Origin of the sequence: Arcanobacterium phocisimile (assembly GCF_016904675.1) — a bacterium.
Taxonomy (GTDB): Bacteria; Actinomycetota; Actinomycetes; order Actinomycetales; family Actinomycetaceae; genus Arcanobacterium; species Arcanobacterium phocisimile.
Genome location: NZ_CP070228.1, coordinates 1,530,016 through 1,552,920, shown reverse-complemented (window position 1 = coordinate 1,552,920; position 22,905 = coordinate 1,530,016). Strand labels below are relative to the sequence as shown.

At 53.0% G+C, this 22,905-nt stretch carries 36 protein-coding genes; 35 read left to right on the top strand and 1 reads right to left on the bottom strand.

From position 1 onward, the window contains the following. Positions 1–15: 15 nt before the first annotated feature. The 32 genes from fusA to rplQ all read left to right on the top strand — a co-directional run bounded on the left by fusA (position 16) and on the right by rplQ (position 19,571). Positions 16–2,136: an elongation factor G gene (fusA, locus tag JTE88_RS07040; RefSeq protein WP_204423895.1), complete on the top strand. Its 2,121-nt coding sequence runs from the start codon at positions 16–18 to the stop codon at positions 2,134–2,136. Between the two features lie 124 nt (positions 2,137–2,260). Beyond that, positions 2,261–3,451 (top strand): elongation factor Tu, encoded by a 1,191-nt coding sequence (tuf, locus tag JTE88_RS07035; RefSeq protein ID WP_204423893.1) that lies wholly within the window; start codon positions 2,261–2,263, stop codon positions 3,449–3,451. Positions 3,452–3,784: 333 nt separating this feature from the next. After that, entirely contained in the window at positions 3,785–4,093 is a 309-nt protein-coding gene (gene rpsJ, locus JTE88_RS07030; protein ID WP_013170582.1) for a 30S ribosomal protein S10, read from the top strand. A 13-nt stretch (positions 4,094–4,106) separates the two neighbouring features. Continuing rightward, positions 4,107–4,775 carry a 50S ribosomal protein L3 gene (gene rplC / locus JTE88_RS07025; RefSeq protein ID WP_204423892.1) on the top strand — a complete coding sequence of 223 codons (669 nt, stop codon included), beginning with the start codon at positions 4,107–4,109 and terminating at the stop codon, positions 4,773–4,775. A 5-nt stretch (positions 4,776–4,780) separates the two neighbouring features. After that, the gene (gene rplD / locus JTE88_RS07020; protein ID WP_204423890.1) at positions 4,781–5,428 is read left to right on the top strand and encodes a 50S ribosomal protein L4; all 648 of its coding nucleotides are present in this window, start codon (positions 4,781–4,783) and stop codon (positions 5,426–5,428) included. Beyond that, on the top strand, positions 5,425–5,739 hold the full coding sequence (gene rplW / locus JTE88_RS07015; RefSeq protein ID WP_204423888.1) for a 50S ribosomal protein L23: 315 nt from the start codon (positions 5,425–5,427) through the stop codon (positions 5,737–5,739). Before rplD ends, rplW begins: the two co-directional genes overlap by 4 nt. A gap of 29 nt (positions 5,740–5,768) precedes the next feature. Continuing rightward, positions 5,769–6,605, top strand: coding sequence for a 50S ribosomal protein L2 (gene rplB, locus JTE88_RS07010; RefSeq protein WP_204423886.1), 837 nt, complete (start codon positions 5,769–5,771; stop codon positions 6,603–6,605). A gap of 17 nt (positions 6,606–6,622) precedes the next feature. After that, positions 6,623–6,904, top strand: a complete 282-nt coding sequence (gene rpsS, locus JTE88_RS07005; protein WP_204423885.1) for a 30S ribosomal protein S19 — start codon at positions 6,623–6,625, stop codon at positions 6,902–6,904. 26 nt (positions 6,905–6,930) lie between these two features. After that, positions 6,931–7,290, top strand: coding sequence for a 50S ribosomal protein L22 (gene rplV / locus JTE88_RS07000; RefSeq protein ID WP_204423883.1), 360 nt, complete (start codon positions 6,931–6,933; stop codon positions 7,288–7,290). 2 nt (positions 7,291–7,292) lie between these two features. After that, a complete protein-coding gene (gene rpsC, locus JTE88_RS06995) occupies positions 7,293–8,117 on the top strand; it encodes a 30S ribosomal protein S3 (RefSeq protein WP_204423882.1) in 825 nt (274 codons plus the stop codon). A 5-nt stretch (positions 8,118–8,122) separates the two neighbouring features. Beyond that, positions 8,123–8,539: a 50S ribosomal protein L16 gene (rplP, locus tag JTE88_RS06990; protein WP_204423880.1), complete on the top strand. Its 417-nt coding sequence runs from the start codon at positions 8,123–8,125 to the stop codon at positions 8,537–8,539. Continuing rightward, complete coding sequence (gene rpmC, locus JTE88_RS06985; protein WP_420826930.1) at positions 8,536–8,769, top strand: 50S ribosomal protein L29; 234 nt, start codon at positions 8,536–8,538, stop codon at positions 8,767–8,769. The genes rplP and rpmC overlap by 4 nt, the downstream gene beginning before the upstream one ends. An 8-nt stretch (positions 8,770–8,777) precedes the next feature. After that, complete coding sequence (rpsQ, locus tag JTE88_RS06980) at positions 8,778–9,062, top strand: 30S ribosomal protein S17 (RefSeq protein ID WP_204423878.1); 285 nt, start codon at positions 8,778–8,780, stop codon at positions 9,060–9,062. Between the two features lie 91 nt (positions 9,063–9,153). Next, positions 9,154–9,522, top strand: a complete 369-nt coding sequence (gene rplN, locus JTE88_RS06975) for a 50S ribosomal protein L14 (protein ID WP_013170571.1) — start codon at positions 9,154–9,156, stop codon at positions 9,520–9,522. A 3-nt stretch (positions 9,523–9,525) separates the two neighbouring features. Beyond that, complete coding sequence (rplX, locus tag JTE88_RS06970; protein ID WP_204423876.1) at positions 9,526–9,870, top strand: 50S ribosomal protein L24; 345 nt, start codon at positions 9,526–9,528, stop codon at positions 9,868–9,870. A gap of 8 nt (positions 9,871–9,878) precedes the next feature. After that, a complete protein-coding gene (gene rplE, locus JTE88_RS06965; protein WP_204425825.1) occupies positions 9,879–10,424 on the top strand; it encodes a 50S ribosomal protein L5 in 546 nt (181 codons plus the stop codon). A 5-nt stretch (positions 10,425–10,429) separates the two neighbouring features. Continuing rightward, positions 10,430–10,615, top strand: coding sequence for a type Z 30S ribosomal protein S14 (locus JTE88_RS06960; protein WP_204423874.1), 186 nt, complete (start codon positions 10,430–10,432; stop codon positions 10,613–10,615). A 55-nt stretch (positions 10,616–10,670) separates the two neighbouring features. Next, positions 10,671–11,069: a 30S ribosomal protein S8 gene (rpsH, locus tag JTE88_RS06955; RefSeq protein WP_204423872.1), complete on the top strand. Its 399-nt coding sequence runs from the start codon at positions 10,671–10,673 to the stop codon at positions 11,067–11,069. A gap of 15 nt (positions 11,070–11,084) precedes the next feature. Further along, positions 11,085–11,621 (top strand): 50S ribosomal protein L6, encoded by a 537-nt coding sequence (gene rplF / locus JTE88_RS06950; protein ID WP_204423870.1) that lies wholly within the window; start codon positions 11,085–11,087, stop codon positions 11,619–11,621. Beyond that, positions 11,621–11,992, top strand: a complete 372-nt coding sequence (gene rplR / locus JTE88_RS06945; RefSeq protein WP_204425823.1) for a 50S ribosomal protein L18 — start codon at positions 11,621–11,623, stop codon at positions 11,990–11,992. The genes rplF and rplR overlap by 1 nt, the downstream gene beginning before the upstream one ends. 25 nt (positions 11,993–12,017) lie before the next feature. Beyond that, positions 12,018–12,725 (top strand): 30S ribosomal protein S5, encoded by a 708-nt coding sequence (rpsE, locus tag JTE88_RS06940; RefSeq protein WP_204423868.1) that lies wholly within the window; start codon positions 12,018–12,020, stop codon positions 12,723–12,725. Next, the gene (gene rpmD, locus JTE88_RS06935; RefSeq protein ID WP_013170563.1) at positions 12,722–12,904 is read left to right on the top strand and encodes a 50S ribosomal protein L30; all 183 of its coding nucleotides are present in this window, start codon (positions 12,722–12,724) and stop codon (positions 12,902–12,904) included. The genes rpsE and rpmD overlap by 4 nt, the downstream gene beginning before the upstream one ends. Then, on the top strand, positions 12,904–13,350 hold the full coding sequence (gene rplO, locus JTE88_RS06930) for a 50S ribosomal protein L15 (RefSeq protein WP_239519504.1): 447 nt from the start codon (positions 12,904–12,906) through the stop codon (positions 13,348–13,350). Before rpmD ends, rplO begins: the two co-directional genes overlap by 1 nt. 256 nt (positions 13,351–13,606) lie before the next feature. Further along, positions 13,607–14,893, top strand: a complete 1,287-nt coding sequence (gene secY, locus JTE88_RS06925) for a preprotein translocase subunit SecY (RefSeq protein WP_204425819.1) — start codon at positions 13,607–13,609, stop codon at positions 14,891–14,893. Beyond that, positions 14,890–15,474: an adenylate kinase gene (locus JTE88_RS06920; RefSeq protein ID WP_204423867.1), complete on the top strand. Its 585-nt coding sequence runs from the start codon at positions 14,890–14,892 to the stop codon at positions 15,472–15,474. The genes secY and JTE88_RS06920 overlap by 4 nt, the downstream gene beginning before the upstream one ends. 78 nt (positions 15,475–15,552) lie before the next feature. Next, entirely contained in the window at positions 15,553–16,386 is an 834-nt protein-coding gene (map, locus tag JTE88_RS06915; RefSeq protein WP_204423865.1) for a type I methionyl aminopeptidase, read from the top strand. Between the two features lie 209 nt (positions 16,387–16,595). After that, the gene (gene infA / locus JTE88_RS06910) at positions 16,596–16,817 is read left to right on the top strand and encodes a translation initiation factor IF-1 (protein ID WP_013170545.1); all 222 of its coding nucleotides are present in this window, start codon (positions 16,596–16,598) and stop codon (positions 16,815–16,817) included. Between the two features lie 56 nt (positions 16,818–16,873). After that, on the top strand, positions 16,874–16,987 hold the full coding sequence (gene rpmJ, locus JTE88_RS06905) for a 50S ribosomal protein L36 (RefSeq protein ID WP_013170544.1): 114 nt from the start codon (positions 16,874–16,876) through the stop codon (positions 16,985–16,987). Between the two features lie 120 nt (positions 16,988–17,107). After that, positions 17,108–17,476, top strand: coding sequence for a 30S ribosomal protein S13 (gene rpsM, locus JTE88_RS06900; RefSeq protein WP_204423863.1), 369 nt, complete (start codon positions 17,108–17,110; stop codon positions 17,474–17,476). Between the two features lie 52 nt (positions 17,477–17,528). After that, entirely contained in the window at positions 17,529–17,921 is a 393-nt protein-coding gene (gene rpsK, locus JTE88_RS06895) for a 30S ribosomal protein S11 (protein WP_204423861.1), read from the top strand. 124 nt (positions 17,922–18,045) lie between these two features. Continuing rightward, positions 18,046–19,050, top strand: coding sequence for a DNA-directed RNA polymerase subunit alpha (locus JTE88_RS06890; protein ID WP_204423859.1), 1,005 nt, complete (start codon positions 18,046–18,048; stop codon positions 19,048–19,050). A gap of 35 nt (positions 19,051–19,085) precedes the next feature. After that, positions 19,086–19,571 (top strand): 50S ribosomal protein L17, encoded by a 486-nt coding sequence (gene rplQ, locus JTE88_RS06885; RefSeq protein WP_204423858.1) that lies wholly within the window; start codon positions 19,086–19,088, stop codon positions 19,569–19,571. Positions 19,572–19,746: 175 nt separating this feature from the next. Here the strand turns inward: rplQ and JTE88_RS06880 are convergent, their stop codons facing one another. Then, positions 19,747–20,544, bottom strand: coding sequence for an ROK family protein (locus JTE88_RS06880; RefSeq protein WP_204423856.1), 798 nt, complete (start codon positions 20,542–20,544; stop codon positions 19,747–19,749). On the opposite strand from JTE88_RS06880, the gene truA reads away from it, so the two are divergent. The 3 genes from truA to rpsI all read left to right on the top strand — a co-directional run bounded on the left by truA (position 20,543) and on the right by rpsI (position 22,709). After that, positions 20,543–21,427: a tRNA pseudouridine(38-40) synthase TruA gene (gene truA / locus JTE88_RS06875; RefSeq protein ID WP_204423854.1), complete on the top strand. Its 885-nt coding sequence runs from the start codon at positions 20,543–20,545 to the stop codon at positions 21,425–21,427. The genes JTE88_RS06880 and truA overlap by 2 nt on opposite strands. Positions 21,428–21,750: 323 nt before the next feature. Beyond that, entirely contained in the window at positions 21,751–22,194 is a 444-nt protein-coding gene (gene rplM / locus JTE88_RS06870; RefSeq protein WP_204423852.1) for a 50S ribosomal protein L13, read from the top strand. A gap of 29 nt (positions 22,195–22,223) precedes the next feature. Continuing rightward, complete coding sequence (rpsI, locus tag JTE88_RS06865) at positions 22,224–22,709, top strand: 30S ribosomal protein S9 (protein WP_204423851.1); 486 nt, start codon at positions 22,224–22,226, stop codon at positions 22,707–22,709. Positions 22,710–22,905 lie beyond the last annotated feature (196 nt).

Below are 22,905 nucleotides of genomic sequence, written 5' to 3'. Positions count from 1 at the left end.
TCAGGAAAGAGATCCATGGCACACGAAGTGCTTACCGACCTTAAGAAGGTCCGTAACATCGGAATTATGGCGCACATTGACGCGGGTAAAACCACTGTCACCGAGCGCATCCTCTTCTACACCGGTATTAACTACAAGCTCGGTGAAACACACGATGGCGCATCCACCACAGACTGGATGGAACAGGAAAAAGAGCGTGGTATTACGATTACCTCGGCTGCTGTTACTTCCTTCTGGAAGGGTCATCAGATCAACATCATTGACACCCCAGGACACGTTGACTTCACTGTTGAGGTGGAGCGTTCGCTCCGCGTTCTCGACGGTGCGGTGGCAGTGTTCGACGGTAAGGAAGGCGTGGAGCCACAGTCTGAGACTGTTTGGCGCCAGGCTGACAAGTATAACGTCCCACGTATCTGCTTCATCAATAAGATGGATAAGATGGGTGCTGATTTCTACTTCTCAGTACAAACGCTGAAGGATCGTCTACACGCAACACCAATCGTGATGGAACTTCCCATCGGTGCTGAGTCAGACATCGCAGGCGTGATCGATCTTCTCACGATGAAGGCTTTGCGCTTCCCAGAGAAGGACGACAAGGGCAACGCAACTATGGGTGCTTTGGTCGTTGAGGAAGAAATTCCTGCCGACATGCTTGACAAAGCTGAAGAGTATCGCGCAGTGCTTGTTGAGCAGGTTGCTGAAAACGATGAAGAGCTTCTCGACAAGTACCTAGGTGGCGAAGAACCAACCATTGACGAGCTTAAGGCTGTTATTCGTCGTATCACTATCGCTGGCGAAGCTTTCCCGGTTTACTGTGGTTCTGCATACAAGAACATCGGTATTCAGCCAGTTCTTGATGCAGTTGTTGACTTCCTTCCTTCCCCGCTTGATGTGGGCGAGGTTAAGGGCGTTGATCCACGTGATGAAGAGGTTGAGCTCGTCCGTCAGCCAGATGAAAAGGAACCGTTCGCTGCGCTTGCCTTCAAGATTGCAGTTCACCCATTCTTTGGTCGTCTGACCTACGTCCGTGTTTACTCGGGTACGATGGATGCTGGTTCCCAGGTTCTTAACGCAACCAAGGGCAAGAAGGAACGTATCGGCAAGATTTTCCAGATGCACTCCAACAAGGAAAATCCTGTTGACACTGCACACGCTGGCCACATCTACGCCGTTATCGGTTTGAAGGACACAACAACCGGTGATTCCCTCACAGACCTCAACCACCCAATCTCACTCGAATCGATGACATTCCCAGAACCAGTCATCCACGTCGCAGTTGAGCCCAAGTCAAAGGCTGACCAAGAGAAGCTTGGTATCGCAATTCAGAAACTTGCTGAAGAAGATCCAACCTTCACAGTTCGCCTTGACGAAGAGTCTGGTCAGACCGTCATTGGTGGTATGGGTGAGCTCCACTTGGACATCATTGTTGACCGCATGCGTCGTGAGTTCAAGGTTGAGGCTAACGTCGGTGCGCCGATGGTTGCCTACCGTGAGACCATTCGTTCGACCGCAAAGTCGATCGACTACACTCACAAGAAGCAGACCGGTGGTTCCGGTCAGTTTGCAAAGGTTATTGTCACCTTCGAGCCTCTCGAGGAAAACGAAGAAGGCAAGACTTACGAGTTTGTTGACGCTGTGACCGGTGGCCGCGTGCCACGCGAGTACATTCCGTCTGTTGATGCAGGTATTCAGGCAGCTATGGATAACGGCGTGCTCGCCGGCTTCCCAATGGTGAACGTGAAGGCCACGCTTGAAGACGGTGCGTACCACGACGTCGACTCCTCCGAAATGGCGTTCAAGATCGCTGGTCAGATGGTGTTCCGTGAAGGTGCTAAGCGCGCTAACCCGGTTATCCTCGAGCCAGTCATGGACGTGGAGGTCCGTACTCCTGAGGAGTACATGGGAGATGTGATCGGCGATCTTAACTCTCGCCGTGGTCTGATCTCCTCGATGGAGGACGCGACCGGTGTTAAGATCGTTCGCGCTCTCGTTCCGCTTTCCGAAATGTTCGGTTACATCGGTGACTTGCGTTCAAAGACGCAGGGTCGCGCGGTGTACTCCATGCAGTTCGCGAAGTACCAGGAAGTTCCGAAGGCTGTTGCCGACGAGATCATCCAGAAGACCCGTGGCGAGTGAGCCAACAGGTCTGATTCACAATCAAACCAATCGACCAGTAGGATCTCTTTAGCCACGGTTTGGTGCTAGCGCACAAATCATATAAGCTGAAGACCAAATAACATCGAGTCCCAGGAGGACAAAAGTGGCCAAGGCCAAGTACGACAAGTCAAAGACACACATGAACATCGGTACCATCGGTCACGTCGATCACGGTAAGACGACGACGACCGCTGCTATTACCAAGGTACTAGCAGAAAAGTACCCAGAACTTAACGAGTTCACCCCATTCGATCAGGTGGATAACGCTCCAGAAGAGCGTCAGCGTGGTATTACCATCAACGTTTCCCACGTTGAGTACCAGACCGAGAAGCGTCACTACGCACACGTTGACGCCCCAGGCCACGCCGATTACATCAAGAACATGATCACCGGTGCTGCTCAGATGGACGGCGCAATTCTCGTTGTTGCTGCCACCGACGGCCCAATGGCACAGACCCGTGAGCACGTTCTTCTTGCTCGCCAGGTTGGCGTTCCACAGATCATCGTTGCGCTTAACAAGGCTGACATGGTTGACGATGAGGAAATCCTCGAGCTCGTCGAAATGGAAGTTCGTGAGCTTCTTTCGTCCCAGGAGTACCCAGGCGACGATCTCCCAGTTGTGAAGATCTCCGCTCTTAAGGCTCTCGAAGGCGATGCTGAGTGGAGCAAGTCGATCGAAGAGCTTATGGAAGCCGTTGATACTTACTTCGACGATCCAGTCCGCGATCTTGACAAGCCATTCCTCATGCCTATTGAGGACGTCTTCACCATTACCGGTCGTGGAACCGTTGTTACCGGCCGTGCAGAGCGCGGTATGCTCAACTTGAACGAAGAAGTTGAGATCCTCGGTATTCGTGCACCACAGAAGACCACCGTTACCGGTATCGAAATGTTCCACAAGGCAATGGATCACGCAGACGCAGGCGAGAACTGTGGTCTCCTTCTCCGTGGTACCAAGCGTGAAGATGTTGAGCGTGGTCAGGTTGTTGCCAAGCCAGGCACCATCACCCCACACACCAACTTCGAAGCTCAGGTCTACGTGCTCGGTAAGGAAGAAGGTGGCCGTCACAACCCATTCTTCTCCAACTACCGTCCACAGTTCTACTTCCGTACCACCGACGTTACCGGCGTGATCACCCTTCCAGAGGGTACCGAAATGGTTATGCCTGGCGACAACACCGACATGACCGTCGAACTCATCCAGCCAATTGCTATGGAAGAGGGCCTCGGCTTCGCTATTCGTGAAGGCGGCCGTACCGTTGGTTCAGGTCGAGTCACCAAGATCATCAAGTGATGCACCTCTAGGTAACTAATACCTTGTGTGGGTCCTACCTTCGGGTAGGGCCCACACGTTAGTTTGGGGGATTGGTACTCCATCATTCCTCATAGATGTGGAATGGCACACCAACCGCCAACAAAACTTGATGGTAAGCACGAAAGTTTGCAATACTTATCAAGTTGTCTGGTTCTAACCAGACGTATGAACTTGGCCGAGGTACAAAAGTATTTCGGTACATAAGGCCGGTTCACCGAAAATCTCATAGGGCTGACGTTGTTGATTGCTTAACCGCGACACGCCCGACTGCGGGTTTCGGTGTTCCGCGGTAGAAGAGAGGGAGACGACGCCATGGCGGGACAAAAAATCCGCATCCGTCTGAAGTCTTATGACCATGAGGTCATCGACAACGCAGCGAAAAAGCTCGTCGACGAAGTTACCCGTACAGGAGCGTCGGTCGTGGGCCCAGTGCCGTTGCCGACCGAGAAGAATGTTTTCACGGTCATTCGCTCGCCCCACAAGTACAAGGACAGTCGCGAACATTTCGAAATGCGTACGCATAAGCGACTGATCGACATTGTCGATCCGACTCTGAAGACCATTGACACGCTACGCCGTCTGGATCTTCCAGCCGATGTCAGCGTCGAGATTAAGCTCTGAGGTAACGCATAAAATGACCAAGAACATCACTACTGCTAAAGCAGCGCCAGTAAAGGCCCTGCTTGGCATCAAGCTCGGCATGACCCAGGTATGGGATGAGAACGCTAATCTCGTTCCAGTGACTGTTGTTCGTGTTGGTAAGAACGTTGTTACTCAGGTTCGTACACCTGAGACCGATGGCTACTCAGCTGTCCAGATCGCCTCTGGTGAGTTGAAGGCCAAGAACGTGACCAAGCCACTCAAGGGACACTTTGAGAAGGCTGGCGTAGAGCCACGTCGTCACGTAGCAGAAGTCCGCACATTTGACGCCAGCGAATACACGCTTGGCCAGGAACTCGGTGTTGATACATTCGAAGCTGGTCAGACCGTTGACGTTATCGGCAAGTCAAAGGGTAAAGGTTTCGCTGGTGTTATGAAGCGTCACGGCTTCGCTGGTGTTTCCGCTTCCCACGGTGCACACCGTAATCACCGCAAGCCAGGTTCCATCGGCGCATGTTCCACTCCATCCCGCGTTTTCCGCGGTATGCGTATGGCTGGCCGTATGGGCAACGCTCGCGTAACTGTGCAAAACTTGACCATTCACGCCATCGACACTGAGAATGATTTGATTCTCGTGTCAGGCGCTATCCCCGGTAACAAGGGTGGCGTCGTCGTGATCCGTACTGCCGTGAAGGGAGCCTGATCTAAATGGCAGACCTCAAGGTTGACATCCTCGACACCACAGGCGCAAAAGCCGGTTCGGCAACTCTGCCAGCAGAGTCCTTCGACTTGGAAATCAACATTCCGTTGATCCACCAGGTTGTCGTTGCCCAGCTAGCTGCTGCACGCCAAGGTACCCACAAGACCAAGACCCGCGGTGAAGTCCGCGGCGGTGGCGTCAAGCCGTTCAAGCAGAAGGGTACAGGTCGCGCTCGTCAGGGTTCGATTCGTGCACCTCACTTCACCGGCGGTGGCGTTGTTCACGGTCCGCGCCCACGCGATTATTCGCAGCGCACCCCAAAGAAGATGATTGCTGCAGCACTGCGCCAGGCGCTTTCTGATCGTGCGCGTAACGGCCGTGTCCACGTCGTTACCAGCATCGTTGAGTCAGTAACTCCATCCACAAAGGCCGCTCTCAATCTTGTGAATAAGGTTGCTGAGCAGCGTGGCGTTCTCGTTGTGCTCGAGCGTAACGATGAAGCTGGAGTTCTCTCACTTCGCAACTTGCCAGAAGCTCACACCATCTACGTTGACCAGCTTAACGCATACGATGTTCTTGTTTCTGACGACGTCATCTTCACCCAAGCCGCTCTTGACACCTTCACCGGTGCACACAGCAAGGAGGAGACGAAGTGACTCAGTACGCAGCGTTTTACAACAAGGATCCGCGTGACGTCATCCTCGCCCCAGTAGCAACTGAAAAGTCTGCTCGTGGCGAAGACGAGGGCAAGTACACCTTCTTGGTGCACCCATCCGCAAACAAGACGGAAATCAAAATCGCTATTGAAAAGATTTTCGGTGTCAAGGTTGAATCCGTCAACACTCAGAATCGTGCAGGCAAGACTCGCCGTACCCGCAACGGCATTGGCCGTCGCAAGGCTACTAAGCGAGCAATTGTCACCCTCCGCGAGGGCACGATCGACATCTACGGCGAGATCGTCGGCTAACGCCGGCAGGATATTGAGGATAAGAACTCATGGGAATTCGTAAGTACAAGCCGACGACACCAGGTCGTCGCGGTGCGAGCGTCGCCGACTTCGCTGAGATCACCCGATCTACGCCGGAGAAGTCGCTCCTGCGCCCGCTCTCAAAGACTGGCGGCCGTAACAATAGCGGTCGCATCACCACCCGTCACAAGGGTGGTGGACATAAGCGCCAGTACCGCGTGATCGACTTCCGTCGTCACGACAAGGATGGTATCCCGGCACGCGTTGCTCATATTGAGTACGATCCAAACCGTACCGCTCGTATCGCACTGCTCCACTACGTGGACGGCGAAAAGCGCTACATTTTGGCTCCGCTCAACTTGAAGCAAGGCATGATGGTCGAGAACGGTCCGTCCGCCGACATCAAGCCTGGTAACAACCTTCCACTTCGCAACATTCCAGTTGGTACAGTCATCCACGCTGTGGAACTGCGTCCAGGTGGTGGAGCTAAGATCGCCCGCTCGGCAGGCGTTTCTGTGCAGCTCGTTGCTAAGGAAGGCAAGTACGCCCAGCTACGCATGCCTTCTGGCGAAATTCGTAATGTCGACGCGCGCTGCCGTGCGACTGTTGGCGAAGTTGGCAATGCAGAGCAGTCCAACATCAACTGGGGTAAAGCAGGCCGTATGCGCTGGAAGGGCGTCCGTCCAACCGTCCGCGGTGTTGTTATGAACCCGGTTGATCACCCACACGGTGGTGGTGAAGGCAAGACCTCAGGTGGCCGTCACCCAGTTTCACCATGGGGTAAGAAGGAAGGCCGCACCCGCCACCCCAACAAGCCCAGCGACAAGCTCATTGTGCGCCGTCGCAAGACTGGCAAGAAGCGCTGATCAGGAGGATTTGAGCAATGCCGCGTAGTTTAAAGAAGGGCCCGTTCGTCGACGATCACCTTATGAAAAAGGTTGATGAACAAAACGAAAAGGGTACCAAGAACGTTATCAAGACCTGGTCCCGTCGGTCGGTTATTACCCCCGACTTCCTAGGTCACACCTTTGCAGTCCACGACGGCCGCAAGCATGTTCCGGTGTTCGTCACCGAATCCATGGTCGGCCACAAGCTCGGCGAATTCGCTCCAACTCGTACTTTCCGTAGTCACGAGAAGGACGATCGCAAGGGCCGCCGCCGCTGAGGCAGCGCAGAGAGTTAGGCAGGATTATGGAAGCTAAGGCACAAGCACGTTACGTACGTGTCACGCCGCAAAAGGCACGTCGCGTGATCAATGAGATCCGTGGTATGCGTGTACCAGCAGCGGTTGACCTATTGACATTCGCTCCACAAGCTGTTGCAACCGACATCAAGAAGATCCTTGAGTCCGCAATGGCTAATGCTCGCTACGCAGCTGAGCAGGCGAACGAACGATTTGATGAGACTGAGTTTGTCGTCAAGGCAACTTACGTCGATGAAGGCCCAACGATGAAGCGCATCCAACCACGCGCTCAGGGTCGTGCAAATCGAATTTTAAAGCGTACAAGCCACATCACCGTTATCGTCGGTGACGAGAAGAAGGGAGCCTGATTGTGGGACAGAAAGTAAACCCGACCGGTTTCCGTCTCGGTATCACCACCGATCATCGGTCCAAGTGGTTCGCAGATTCTTCTAAGGAAGGTCAGCGTTACCGCGATTACATCGAAGAAGACATCAAGATTCGCCGCAAGGTAGAACGTGACCTTGAACGTGCGGGTATTTCCCGCGTGAACATCGAGCGTCGTACTGAGCGCGTTGTGATCGACATTCACACTGCCCGTCCGGGCATTGTGATCGGTCGTCGTGGCGCAGAAGCTGATCGTCTTCGCCAAGACCTTGAGAAGCTCACCGGCAAGTCGGTGCAGCTTAACATCCTCGAGGTCAAGAACCCAGAAGCCGACGCACAGCTTGTTGCACAGGGTATTGCTGAGCAACTCGCAGCACGTGTTTCCTTCCGTCGCGCAATGCGTAAGGGCATTCAGTCCGCGCAGCGCGCCGGCGCCAAGGGTATTCGTGTTCAGTGTTCCGGTCGTCTTGGCGGCGCTGAAATGTCGCGTGCAGAGTTCTACCGTGAAGGTCGAGTTCCGCTCCACACATTGCGCGCTAACATCGACTACGGCTTCTATGAAGCACGTACCACCTTCGGCCGTATTGGCGTGAAGGTATGGATTTACCGCGGTGACGTCACCGACGCAGAATACTACCGTTCATTGACCGAGGCCCCACGTGGCCGTGGTGGACGCGGTGGTGAACGTCGGGGCCGTCGAGGCGATCGTCCGAACCGTGGATCCCGTTCGAACCAGTCGGCAGAGCAGAAGTCTGCTCAGACCGAAGCACCGGCAACTGAGCCGGCACCTACCCAGGAAACGGAGGCCTGAGTTACATGCTCATTCCCCGCCGCACAAAGTACCGCAAGCAGCATCGTCCGACTCGCTCGGGCATGTCAAAGGGCGGAAACCAGATTGCATTCGGTGAATTCGGTATCCAGGCTCTGGAGCCGGCTTATATTACCAACCGTCAGATTGAAGCAGCACGTATCGCTATGACCCGTCACGTGAAGCGTGGTGGTAAGGTGTGGATTAACATCTTCCCAGATCGCCCGCTCACCAAGAAGGCTCTCGGCCTTCGTATGGGTTCTGGTAAGGGCCCAGTGGAAACCTGGGTTGCCAACGTCAAGCCTGGCCGTATCATGTTCGAACTCGCTGGTGTGCCTGAGCAGCTAGCGCGTGAGGCTATGTTGCGTGCTATGCACAAGCTCCCAATGAAGACCCGTTTTGTTACCCGTGAGGATGGTGAATGATGGCTAAAGGCATCACCACTGATGAGCTAGACAAGCTAACTGATGTTGAGCTTGCCGAGCGTCTGAAGGAATCGAAGGAAGAACTTTTCAACCTTCGCTTTTCAGCCGTGACCCACCGTCTGGAAGATTCCGGTCGTCTAAAGGAAGTGCGCCGCAATATTGCACGCATTTACACCATTGCCCGCGAGCGTGAGCTCGGTATTCGAACCGCTCCAACGGCTAAGAAGTGAGGTCCCACATGAGCGAGCAGGAAAAGTTGACTGAAACCACAGAGCGAAACATTCGCAAAGTTCGCCGTGGTTATGTAGTATCTGACAAGATGGACAAGACCGTTGTGGTCGAAGTCGAAGACCGCCGTAAGCACCCGCTTTACGGTAAGGTCATGACTCGAACCAAGCGCGTCAAGGCCCATGACGAATCTAACGAGGTCCAGGTTGGCGATCTCGTACGTATCATGGAAACCCGACCGTTGTCTGCGACCAAGCATTTCCGCGTGGTCGAGATTATCGAGAAGGCAAAGTGATCTATCCCGGGCGGCAACGCCCGGGAAAGCAAACCATCCGTTCGGCAAGGCTCGTTAAACGAGAACCGGCACGACGACAGGAGAAATGTAAATGATCCAGCAGGAGTCGCGGCTTAAGATCGCCGACAACACCGGTGCAAAAGAAATTCTTTGCATCCGCGTGCTTGGCGGTTCTGGCAAGCGCTACGCCGGAATTGGCGACACGATTGTCGCTACCGTCAAGGATGCTATTCCTGGCGGAAATGTTAAGAAGGGCGACGTCGTCAAGGCGGTCGTCGTCCGTGCAAAGAAGAGCACTCGTCGCGCTGACGGCTCATACATTCGTTTCGATGAAAATGCAGCTGTCATCCTGAAGAACGAGAATGAGCCACGTGGTACCCGTATCTTCGGCCCCGTCGCTCGTGAACTTCGTGACAAGAAGTTTATGCGTATCGTTTCATTGGCACCGGAGGTGATCTGAGTAATGGCGAAGATCAAGAAGGGTGACCTAGTTCAGGTAATCGCTGGACGAGACAAGGGAATGCAGGGAACAGTTTTGTCTGTTATCCCAGCAGAAGACCGCGTCATCGTCGAAGGCGTTGCTCGAGTCAAGAAGCACACCAAGGTCGGTCGTTCCGATCGTGGCGTTGCTACTGGCGGTATTGAAACCGTTGAAGCTCCAATCCATATTTCAAACGTGGCCCTCGTAGGCCCAGATAAGAAGCCAATTCGCGTTGGTTTCCGTGAAGTAGAGGTTGAGCGCAACGGACGTAAGAAGATCATGCGTGAGCGCATTGGTCGTCGTGGTGGAAAGGAAATCGAACTGTGAGCGAGAAGATTACTCCACGTTTGAAGACTAAGTACGCCGATACGATTCGTTCCCAGATGAACGAAGAATTCGCATACGCAAACGTCAATCAGATCCCAGGTCTGACCAAGATCGTCGTGAACATGGGTGTCGGTGACGCTGCCCGTGATTCGAAGGTTTTGGAAGGCGCTATCGCCGATATGACCGCGATCACCGGCCAGAAGCCACAAATCAACCGAGCTCGCAAGTCGATCGCTCAGTTCAAGCTACGCGAGGGTCAAGCAATTGGCTGTAACGTAACTTTGCGCGGCGACCGTATGTGGGAGTTCCTCGATCGCCTACTCGCAACTGCTTTGCCACGCATCCGCGATTTCCGCGGCCTGTCCTCAAAGCAGTTCGATGGCCATGGCAACTACACCTTCGGCTTGACCGAGCAATCCGTGTTCCACGAGATTGACCAGGACAAGATCGATCGCGTCCGTGGTATGGACATTACCGTTGTCACCACAGCTAATACCGACGACGAGGGACGTGCATTGTTGCGTTACCTTGGATTCCCGTTCAAGGAGGACTGACTCTCATGGCAAAGACCTCACTCAAGGTAAAGGCTGCACGCAAGCCTAAGTTCGCTGTCCGCGCTTACACTCGTTGTCAGCGTTGCGGCCGCCCACACTCCGTTTACCGCAAGTTCGGCTTGTGCCGTATTTGCGTTCGCGAGATGGCCCACCGTGGTGAACTCCCCGGTGTCAAGAAGTCCAGCTGGTAAGAATCTACGTCGCAGGTCTGAATAGGAAACCGCGACGAGAAAGGGCAAAAGCCCGATGTCTATGACAGACCCAATTGCAGACATGCTCACGCGTCTGCGTAACGCCAACTCGGCGTTCCACGAGTCGGTTTCAATGCCGTACTCGAAGATGAAGGCGAATATCGCTAACATCCTTCAGCGTGAGGGTTACATCGCCGACTTCACCGTCGAAGATGCCAAGGTGGGCAAGACGCTCACACTCAATTTGAAGTTCGGTCCAAACCGTGAGCGATCACTTGCTGGTTTGCGCCGTATCTCTAAGCCGGGCCTTCGTGTTTACGCGAAGTCCACCAATCTTCCTCAGGTTCTTGGCGGCCTAGGCGTGGCTATCTTATCCACGTCCTCTGGTTTGCTTACTGACCGTGAGGCTAAGGACAAGGGCGTAGGTGGGGAAGTCCTCGCCTACATCTGGTAAGGAAGGAGTGCAACAATGTCTCGTATTGGTAAGCTCCCAATTGCTATCCCTGCAGGTGTAGAAGTCAAGCTTGATGGTAATGTTATTTCCGTTAAGGGCCCGAAGGGCGAACTTTCGCACACCATCCCGGCTCCGATCTCCGTTGAAGTTGAAGAGGGAATGATCACCGTTCGTCGTCCAGATGACGCACGCGTATCTCGCTCGCTCCACGGTCTCACACGTACACTGATCGCGAACAACATTGTTGGCGTAACTGATGGATTCACTAAGGCTCTTGAGATTGTTGGTACTGGTTACCGCGTCGTCGCCAAGGGTTCAGACCTAGAATTCTCTCTCGGATACTCCCACACAATTTTCGTTGAAGCTCCAGAAGGTATCACCTTCGCTGTTGAAGCTCCTACGAAGTTCTCGATTAGTGGCATCAATAAGCAACTAGTCGGTGAAACGGCTGCTCGCATCCGCAAGCTCCGTAAGCCTGAGCCATACAAGGGCAAGGGTATTCGCTACGCTGGTGAGCATGTTCGCCGCAAGGCCGGAAAGGCTGGTAAGTGATGGCTGTTACTCCAAAAGGCAAGGGCAAGTTCGTATCACGTACTCGCCGTCATATCCGACTCCGCAAGCGCATTTCCGGTACAACCGAGCGTCCACGCTTGGTCGTTACCCGGTCAAATCGCCACATGGTTGCACAGATCATCGACGATACTGTAGGCAAGACACTCGTCTCTGCTTCCACTCTCGAAGCTGATTTGCGCGCCGCATCCGATTCCAAGGTCTCTAAGGCTCGCGTTGTTGGCGAACTCGTCGGCAAGCGTGCAATCGAAGCTGGTATTTCCACTGTTGTCTTTGACCGTGGTGGTAATCTTTACCATGGTCGCGTTGCTGCTGTCGCTGATGGCGCACGCGAAGCTGGCCTGACCCTGTAAATTGGCGAAACGAGAGGAAATTCTTATGGCTGCACAGCAGCGAGGACGAGCCACTGGCTCGGAGAACGACGGCGCACGCAACGAGCGTAATAACCGTCGAGATGATCGTCGAGGCGATCGTCGCACCGATCGTCGCGCCGATGACCGCAATGCTTACGTAGAGCGCGTCGTGACGATTAACCGTGTTGCTAAGACCGTTAAGGGTGGTCGTCGCATGTCATTCACCGCACTTGTTGTGGTCGGAGACGGCAACGGCACCGTGGGTGTTGGCTACGGCAAAGCAAAGGAAGTACCAGCAGCAATCGCTAAGGGTACTGAGGAAGCTAAGAAGAACTTCTTCAAAGTTCCTCGTATCGGCACAACCATTCCACACTTAGTCCAAGGCCGCGACGCCGCAGGTGAAGTTTTGCTTCGCCCAGCGTCCGCAGGTACCGGTGTTATCGCCGGTGGCCCGGTCCGTGCGATTATGGAGTGCGCTGGTATCCACGATGTCCTATCGAAGTCCCTTGGTTCTTCGAACGCATTGAACATTGTCCGTGGCACCATTGCTGCTCTCAAGCAGCTTGAACAGCCTGAAGCAGTCGCGGCTCGCCGTGGCCTTCCTTTGGACGATGTTGCCCCTAAGTCCATGCTCCTTAAGCGTACCGAGCATGAAGCTAAGGAACGCGAAGATGCTGAACTCGAAGCACAGCGTGCTGAGAACGAGGCTGCAGCAGCAGGAGTTGGTGCATGATGAAACTCAAGATTACTCAGACAAAGGGTCTTGTAGGTACCAAGCAGAACCAAAAAGACACGGTTCGTTCACTTGGTCTGCACAAGATTCACCAGTCGGTCGTTCGTGAAGATACCCCGGTTGTGCGTGGTATGATCCGCACGGTTGCTCACCTAGTTACTGTGGAGGAGGTTGCCTGATGGCTGATGTTCTGAAGGTACATGACCTACGCCCGGCTCCTGGCGCCAAGAAGTCCCGCACCCGTGTGGGTCGTGGTGAAGGTTCCAAGGGTAAGACTGCTGGCCGTGGTACCAAGGGTACCAAGGCTCGCTACCAGGTTAAGGCTGGATTCGAGGGTGGCCAGATGCCATTGCATATGCGTCTGCCAAAGCTTCGTGGTTTCAAGAACCCGGCGCGCGTCGAATACCAAGTTGTTAATCTAGACAAGCTCGAGTCGCTCTTCCCAGAAGGCGGCACCGTTACCGTTGATGATCTCGTAGCGAAGGGCGCAGTTCGCGCTAACAAGCTTGTGAAGGTCCTCGGTACGGGCGAAATCTCAGTAAAAGTCAACGTCACTGTTGATGCTTGGTCTGCTTCCGCTAAGGAAAAGATCGAAGCTGCTGGTGGTTCGCTAGAACAGCGCTGAGCTTAGCTCAATAGCTTAGAAGGCGGGTTCTTCTGTCCAAAGGGAGAGAAGAACCCGCCTTCTTGCATGTAAAATGTCTCAAACATTACCCATTTTTAGGTATATCTAAAGTGCTATTAACAGGTATAGTAAGTGCAGTACGTGTATTTAGCATGTGTTAAATGTGCGTAACAGAATACCTGTTATTGATCAATTGTTGGCGTCAGCCGGCATCCCTTTCCCGGCATTAGCCGGTACCAACACCGGAGGAACTTCCTTGCTACGAGCACTGATATCTGCCTTCCGTACCCCTGATCTGCGAGCAAAGCTCCTGTTCACCGTACTTATCATGGTGATTTATCGTCTCGGTACGTTTATTCCAGCACCATTTGTATCTTATGAGAATGTCACTCAGTGTTTAGACGAAGCAGGTAGCGACGGTCTACTGACACTCATCAATATGTTCTCCGGTGGCGCAATGCTTAAACTCGCAGTATTCGCACTTGGGATCATGCCTTATATTACTGCATCGATTATTGTTCAGTTAATGAAGGTGGTCATTCCACGCTTTGAGGAGCTTTCAAAAGAAGGCCAGACCGGCCAAGCTAAGCTCACTGAGTACACTCGTTACCTCACGATCTTCCTGGCTATCCTACAATCATCCGTTACTGTTTCTGTAGCTAATGGTGCACTCTTCCGTAACTGTTCAGTGGATCCGATTCCGGGCCCATCGGCAGGAAAGTATATTATTGCGATTCTTGCCATGACAGCCGGAACAGGTCTTATCATGTGGATGGCAGAGCTTATTACCGAACGTGGTGTTGGAAACGGTATGTCTTTGCTTATCTTCACCGGTATCGCAGCCAACTTCCCTGCAATGCTCGGAAACGTCAGCCAATCCAACTACGGTTGGTACGGTGTTGTCATCGTGCTTGCAATGTTCCTCGCAATTACTGTTGTTGTCGTTTTCGTTGAGCAGTCGCAACGTCGTATTCCGGTCCAGTACGCAAAGCGTGTGGTCGGTCGCCGTACTTACGGTGGCACCTCTACTTATATTCCGCTGAAGCTCAACATGGCGAATGTTATCCCGGTCATCTTCGCATCATCGATTTTGTCGATGCCCAATATGATCGCTCAGTTCTCGAACACACAAGACGGCTGGGCCGGCTGGATTCGCACCTACTTCGCGCCACACTCATTCTGGTACTTGGTTGTCTACTTCTTCCTGATCTTATTCTTCGCCTTCTTCTACACCTCGATTACCTTCAATCCAGAAGAAGTCGCAGATAATATGAAGCGTTACGGTGGTTTTGTGCCGGGTATTCGAGCCGGACAGCCTACTGCTGATTACTTGCGCTACGTTATCAACCGTATTACTTGGGTTGGTGCATTCTACTTGGCGATCATCGCACTCATTCCGCAGATCGTCTTCACCCAAATGGGTCTAACGACGTTCAGTTTTGGTGGAACGTCGATTATCATTCTCGTTGGTGTTGGACTTCAGACAGTTAAAGATATTGACGCCCAGCTCCAGCAGCGACACTACGAAGGATTCCTACGATGAGTTTCCGGTTGATTCTCGCCGGCCCTCCAGGTGCAGGCAAAGGCACTCAAGCAACCACAGTTTCTGAACGACTTGGCATTCCCGCTATTTCAACAGGTGAAATCTTCCGTTCAGAAATGGCAAGCCAGTCCGATGTCGGTCTCGAAGCACAACGTTACATCAGCGAAGGCAATCTGGTTCCAGACTCGGTGACCAACGAAATCGTTCGGCGGCGCCTAGCTCAACCAGATGCAGCTGAAGGCTTCTTACTTGATGGTTACCCCCGCACACTGGATCAGATTTCTGCACTCGATGAAATGCTCGCTGACGATGGTTTGAGCATCGATGCGATGCTTGACATCGAAATCTCAGATGAAGAAATCATGGGACGCTTACTCAAGCGTGCTGAAATCGAGGGACGTGCGGACGATACTCCTGAAGTTATCGCGCACCGCATTTCCGTCTATCATGAAGCTACCGAGCCAATTCTCGATGCCTTCCGGGAGCGGGGAAAGCTGATTTCCATCAATGGCCTCGGAACAATCGGTGAAGTCCGTGAACGAATCGTTGCAGCTGTTAATGAGCGATTAGGTCTTGACTAATTTAACTAAATAGACTGCTAGCTATCACAATAGTTAGCAGTCTATTTTTGTTCTAACTTCTATTTCCAAGGGGCAATCGTGGGGAATTCAATCCAATACAAAACAAATGAACAGATCATCAAAATGCGCCAAGCGGGGCTCGTTGTTGCACAAATTCATGCTGCGTTGCGCCAGGCTGTTAAGCCTGGAGTGACAACTGAGGATATGGATCAGGTTGCGTTGGATGTACTGCGCAAAAATGGCTCACGATCGAACTTTCTCGGATATTATGATTTCCCGAAAAACATATGCACCTCAGTAAACGAGGAAATTGTGCATGGCATACCTGGGCCGCGCGTACTGCAGCCAGGAGATTTAGTTTCCTTTGATTGCGGTGCGATTGTTGATGGTTGGCATGCAGATGCGTGTATCAGCGTCGTTGTTCCTGGGGGAGACGCTGCGATCGCGCAGGCTCGTCAAGAATTGAGTGATATTACTCGTGAATCGATGTGGGTGGGCATTGCGGCGATGGCAACCGGGCGGCGCGTGGGCGATATCGGTAATGCGATCGATGATTACGTCGAAAGTCTTGAAGGGGACGTGCGGCCTGATATCGTTTTAGATTTTACCGGGCACGGAATTGGCGATTCGATGCATCAAGAACCCGAAGTTCTTAATTATTCTATTCATGGTAGGACTCCAAAACTCAAGCCGGGTATGGTTTTGTGTATTGAGCCAATGCTCACCGCCGGTATGCAAGATAACCATACGTTAGCCGATGAATGGACTGTGGTCACAGATGACGGCAAAGATGCCTGCCACTGGGAGCACATGGTTGCCTTGCATAAGAACGGTATTTGGGTTTTGACCGAACCTGACGGGGGTGCGAGTGAGCTGGCACGGTTTGGTGTAACTGTTTCGCCGCTGAACTGATCGTGGGCGTGCCGACGTCGTAAGGAAACGACAAGGTGCAGACTTGGTGGTGACTGACAGTGACCAGCTCAACTTTGAAACGACTATCCATCCATAGAGGAAATCACGTATTATAGAGCGTTGGTGCTATGTATCTACTTACGTAGATATGTGTGCCAAACTAGGGTCGCAACCGCGGTCTTAGAGATCAATGAATGTTAGCGGGAGTAATGGCGAAAAAAGAAGGCGTCATTGAAATTGAAGGTGTTGTCGTAGAAGCACTGCCAAATGCAATGTTTCGCGTTGAACTAGATAACGGGCACGTAGTGCTCGGACACATCTCAGGTAAGATGCGTCAGCACTACATCAAGATCCTTCCAGAGGACCGTGTCGTCGTAGAGCTTACGCCCTATGATCTGACACGTGGTCGTATCGTATACCGCCACAAGTAACTCGTTAAATTCACGTAGCTGAAACGTTGCGTCTACAACCAAGAAAGCTAGAGACTATGAAGGTCAAGCCAAGCGTTAAGCGCATTTGCGATAACTGCAAGGTTATCCGCCGGCACGGTCGTGTCATGGTTATCTGTGACAACCCACGCCACAAGCAGCGTCAGGGCTAAACCCCACGCACTGAACAGGCATTGTCAGCGGTTACCGCACTCTTTCGGTCCGAAGGCCGAAACCCGTTTTGGGACGACAATGCTCCACACCTTCGGAAGAAACACATAGGAGCCTAAATAATGGCACGTCTATCTGGAGTGGATCTCCCTCGCGAGAAGCGAGTAGAGATTGCACTTACATACATTTTCGGCATTGGTCATACCCGCGCCCTGGAATCACTCGCTGCAACTGGCGTGAATCCAGATACCCGCGTGAAGGATTTGACTGAAGATGATCTCGTCAAGCTGAAGAACCACATCGACGAAAACTACAAGGTCGAAGGTGATCTCCGTCGTGAGATCCAGGCCGATATTCGCCGCAAGATTGAAATTGGTTGCTACCAGGGTCTACGCCACCGTCGTGGTCTCCCAGTTCACGGCCAGCGCACCAAGACGAACGCACGTACCCGTAAGGGTCCAAAGCGTACCGTTGCAGGTAAGAAGAAGTAAGTAGTTCCACCTTCGGGTGTGAATCGACGATAATTTTCAGGAGATTTTAACAATGCCACCTAAGACACAGCGCCGTCCGCGCCGTACAGTGCGCAAGAACGTAGTAAACGGACAGGCACACATTAAGTCAACATTTAACAACACCATTGTTTCCATTACGGATACTAACGGTGAAGTTATCGCACAGACCTCATCAGGTATGGTCGGTTTCAAAGGCTCGCGTAAGTCCACCCCATACGCAGCACAGCTTGCTGCGGAGAACGCTGCTCGCCGCGCAATGGACGCCGGCATGAAGAAGGTAGACGTTTTCGTGAAGGGTCCGGGCTCCGGTCGCGAAACTGCAATCCGTTCCTTGACTGCTTCCGGTCTTGAAGTAACCTCGATTTCCGATGTTACTCCTCAAGCACACAACGGTTGCCGTCCGCCCAAGCGCCGCCGCGTTTGATCCGCGAAGGGGAGAATTCCTCTTTCCTCTGTGACCTGCCCACGAGGGTAAGTCACGTTATATTGCCGGAGAATTCCGGCTGGAGGGCGTCATATAGTGGGCGCCCTGGTGAAAGGAAAATACAGTGATCATTGAACAGCGTCCTACGCTGACCGAAGAAAAGCTTTCGGATACCCGTTCGCGGTTCACGCTTAACCCACTCGAGCCTGGCTTTGGCTATACGCTCGGAAACTCGCTTCGTCGTACGCTGCTCTCATCCATTCCGGGTGCTGCAGTGACGTCGATTCACATCGATGGTGTGCTCCATGAGTTTTCTACCATTGAAGGTGTTAAGGAAGATGTTGCACAGATCATTTTGAATCTCAAAGATCTCGTTGTGACCTCGGAAAATGATGAGCCAGTTCAGATGTATCTGCGCAAGGCCGGACCTGGTCAGGTTACCGCAGAGGATATCACCCCACCTGCAGGTGTGGAGATCCACAACCCTGAGTTGCTTATCGCTACTTTGAACGAAAAGGGTAAGCTGGAGATTGATCTTACTGTTGAGCGCGGACGTGGCTACGTTTCCGCACAGCAGAACAACTCTCCAGATTACGAAATCGGCCGTATTCCGGTTGATTCGATCTACTCGCCTGTTGTGAAGGTTTCGTACAAGGTAGAAGCCACCCGTGTTGGACAGCGTACCGACTTTGACAAGCTTATTGTCGACGTTGAAACCAAGCCATCGATGGCGCCACGCGATGCATTTGCATCAGCCGGCAAGACTCTTGTTGAACTCTTCGGTCTTTCCGCTGAGCTCAACGAAGAAGTCGAAGGTCTTGAACTCAAGGAAGCGCCTGTTGTTGAGCAGCAGTCCTCTGATTTGCAGCGTCCAATCACCATTCTTAACCTTCCAGCCCGCTCGCAGAACTGCTTGCAGCGCGAAGGTATCCATACGATCGGTGAGCTTGTCCTTCGTTCCGAAGCTGACTTGCTCGATATCCGTAACTTCGGCGCGAAGTCGATTGAAGATGTCAAGGATGAGCTTGCAAAGCTTGACCTTCGCCTGAAGGATTCGCCTGCTGGTTTCATGTCCGGTTTCAGCGAAGAATCGTATGGAATGCACTTCAGTGACGAAACGCAGGCCTGAGGGTCAGCGGAACTAGAAAATTTTTAGGAGAAATCATGCCACGTCCCGCTAAGGGTCCACGCTTGGGTGGTAGCCCAGCTAACGAGCGTCTTATCATTGCAAATCTCTGCAAGGCGCTTATTCACAACGAGTCGATCGTGACAACTGAGGCTAAGGCTAAGCGCGTTCGCCCACACATCGAAAAGCTCATCACCAAGGCTAAGAAGGGCGATACGCACAACCGTCGTCTCGCACTGAAGGTTCTTCGCTCCCGCGAAACCGCTTACATCTTGTTCGAAGAGCTCGCACCTAAGTTCGCTAACCGTGAGGGTGGCTACACCCGTATCGTGAAGCTTCCAAACCGTAAGGGTGACAATGCTCCTATGGCTGAAATCTCGCTCGTTCTTGAGCCAGTTTCACCAAAGCAGGCTGTTGTGAAGGAAGCTGAGAAGGCTACTGAAAAGGCTGCAGCTACTGAAGCAGAGGTTGAAGAGACCACTGTTGAAGCTACCGAGGCTGAAGAGACCACCGACGAGAACTGATCCAGGTCCACGGGTGACTGATACAGTTATCGGATAGCGCGTAGATATACGTTAAGCATAGTGGGCGTGATAACCATCATGGTTATCACGCCCACTATGCTTTGTTGTCCCAAATCGTTAATAGCTGAGGGTGCAACCTGTTGGTTGCACCCTCAATATGTAAGGCAGCGCATTCTCAGGGAATAAACTGCCAAGCGCGTACGCCACCGCGAGCTCCTGCTTCGTAGTCTAAAAATGTTGCACCGTGATCAGTTAAGGATTCACGTGCAGTGTCACTAAGTTGCATCGAATTTCCACCGCCAATATAGAGACGGTCCCACCGATACATCGGCCATAATGCGTCCACCACGGCACAAATCTGCAGTGACCACTCCTGAACGTCGGTTGCAGGATCGTTAATCGCACCAACGACGTCATCGAAAGTGCCACCTAGCGGGCTTGGTGCGTGCGATATTTCGATATGCTCGGTGATCCGGCCGTTGACTGCAAACGCAATCCCCAGTCCAGTACCGAAAGTCAGGACAAGTTCGCTTCCAGCGCCTTCAATTACTGCCGCAGCTGCGACGAGCGCATCGTTCACGACGAGAGCTGGCCACGAGGTCGCGTCTTCTATAGCTGACTTCATGTCGCAGTGATTCCATTGGCTGGCAAGGTCAGCATCGACAGGGCTGCCGGGGCCAGCTGGGCGAATGTAGTGAGGGGTATGAATAACGACGCCGTCGCGCACAATCCCAGGCATGCCAACGGTTACTCGGAAAACAGGGAACCGATGACTTTGCGCGTGTTCGTCGATTTTCGCCAGCATATCGTCGGGAGAGAACGGATAACGAATTTCTTCAATACAATACTCGCTCAGCGGACTACCTTCGGCAGATAGGACAACGGATTTCACGCTCGATCCGCCGAAGTCAAGGCTGAGAGTGTTGCCTGTCGAGTTGGGGTTCGGCAACGGTTTATGGGATCCTGCAGTCATGACTTCGACGCTAGCGCAAAATATACGTCTTCGGCTAGATTTAGGCTACGACGGTAATCACTTTCACGGTTGGGCGGCCCAGCCAGGTCTACGGACGGTCCAGGGCGAGTTAGAAAATGTCCTTTCTGCGATTGTGCGCCAACCGGTGGTTTTAACGGTTGCTGGACGTACTGACGCGGGAGTGCATGCCCGCCATCAGGTTGCACACTGTGATATTCCGCGTGAATCCTGGCTGGCATTACCGGGTCGTTCTTCGCGTACTGCGGCCCAGTCCCTGGTCCACCGGGCAAATTCGATGTTGGCCCGCAGTACAGGGGGAGTGATTGTTGGTGCGCCGAAGGGGTTTTCCGACGTCGTTATTCATGATGTTGTACCGGTGTCTGAAGAATTTGATGCTCGTTTTTCGGCATTATGGCGTTCCTATAGTTATCGGATCGCTGACGGTGTAGCATGCTGGGATCCACAACGGAGAGATGTATTGTGGTTGGCTGATGAATTAGACCTTGAGGCAATGAATCGTGCGGTTACTGGTTTGTTGGGTGAACATAACTTTTTGTCGTACTGTAAGCCACGTGAGGGGGCTTCTACAGTGCGTACGTTGCACGAACTGAGCTTTACTCGTGTTGACGGAGTTGTCGTTGGCACGGCGCGTGCCGACGCGTTCTGTCATTCTCAGGTCCGTACCTTGATGGGGACGTTCATTGAGGTTGGTCGGGGTAGGCGTGGGGAAGAGTGGCCTTATCAGCGACTGATCGAGCAAAATCGTGACGGCCAGGTTGTTATCGCCCCACCGCATCCGTTGACTTTGGAGCGTATTGGTTATCCTGAGCCGGAGTTATATGGAGTACAGGCTGCTCAGGCGCGCCGGTACCGCGGGGGATGAGATGATCGCTGGTCATCGTTCGCCCCGTTTGCCGTGGAGCAAGTGGCCATTTCTCGCAGATGCATAACCGTGATACTCAAAAGATGAAGCACGCTTGGGATGAACCGCACCACAACGTTCAGTTTTCCTTTGACCATTGCGGTAAATCACAGTAGAGTTTCTTAATGCTGTGCATGTTGTATGAAGATGCAATCCCACTCGTCTCATAACACTGCCAGCAACGTTAACTTGACCATTGGATAGGTCGCTTGTTATTCGGCAGTAAGCCATTGCCATAGCAATCGATGAAGCTATCCGCGATTAAAGAAACGAAGGCTACGCAAGTGCGCACGTATTCACCGAAGCCCGGAGACGTCGAAAAGAAGTGGTACGTCATTGACGCCACCGACGTCGTCCTTGGCCGTCTGGCATCTCAAGTTGCCATCCTGCTCCGTGGGAAGCACAAGCCCAACTTCGCTCCGCATGCTGATACCGGCGATTTCGTCATTATCATCAACGCTGAAAAGGTCGCACTGACCGGTTCGAAGCGCGAGCAGAAGATCGCTTACCGACACTCTGGTCAGCCAGGTGGCTTGACCGCTACGTCCTACACCGAACTCTTGGAAGAGAATCCGGAAAAGGCAGTCATGAAGGCTGTTGCCGGCATGTTGCCTAAGAACACATTGGGACGTCAGCAGCTTTCTAAGCTGAAGGTCTACCGTGGGGCTGAGCACCCACATGCTGCCCAGCACCCTGAAGCTCTTGAGCTTACCCAGGTTGCGCAGTAACCCTGTCCGGAAAAGATTTAAGGAGAACCGTGGCTGAGACCACCGAAACCGTAGAGTTTGAGGAAACCCCAAGCTCGTACACCTCTGAGACCGAGGCTCCCAAGACCGGCCAGGGTACATCCCTGACCGCACCAGGCGCAGGCCTGGGTCGTCGTAAGGAAGCAGTTGCTCGTGTCCGTCTCGTCCCAGGTACTGGCTCGTGGAAGATCAACGGCCGTACCCTCGAGGACTACTTCCCAAACAAGTTGCACCAGCAACTCGTTAATTCCCCATTCGTTCTACTCGACATCGAAGGTCGCTTCGATGTTATCGCACGCATTAACGGCGGCGGCACCTCCGGTCAGGCTGGTGCGCTTCGTCTCGGCGTTTCTCGTGCATTGAACGAAATCGATCGTGATGCTAACCGTCCAGCTTTGAAGAAGGCTGGCTTCCTAGCCCGTGACGCTCGCGCAGTTGAGCGCAAGAAGGCTGGTTTGAAGAAGGCACGTAAGGCTTCGCAGTTCTCCAAGCGCTGATTTTCAGTTATTGGACAACATCAAGTTTGGCTCCACCTTTTGGTGGAGCCAAACTTTGTATTTCGCACGTTGCGTGCCGGGGTTTGTTGTGTCTTGCTCCGTTGCCAGCTTTAACGGCATCTATGAATAAATTGTGTCTTAGTTGACTAGATTGGGAACAAAGCGCGGATGTCGCAAGTATTCCGTCGGCAATGTA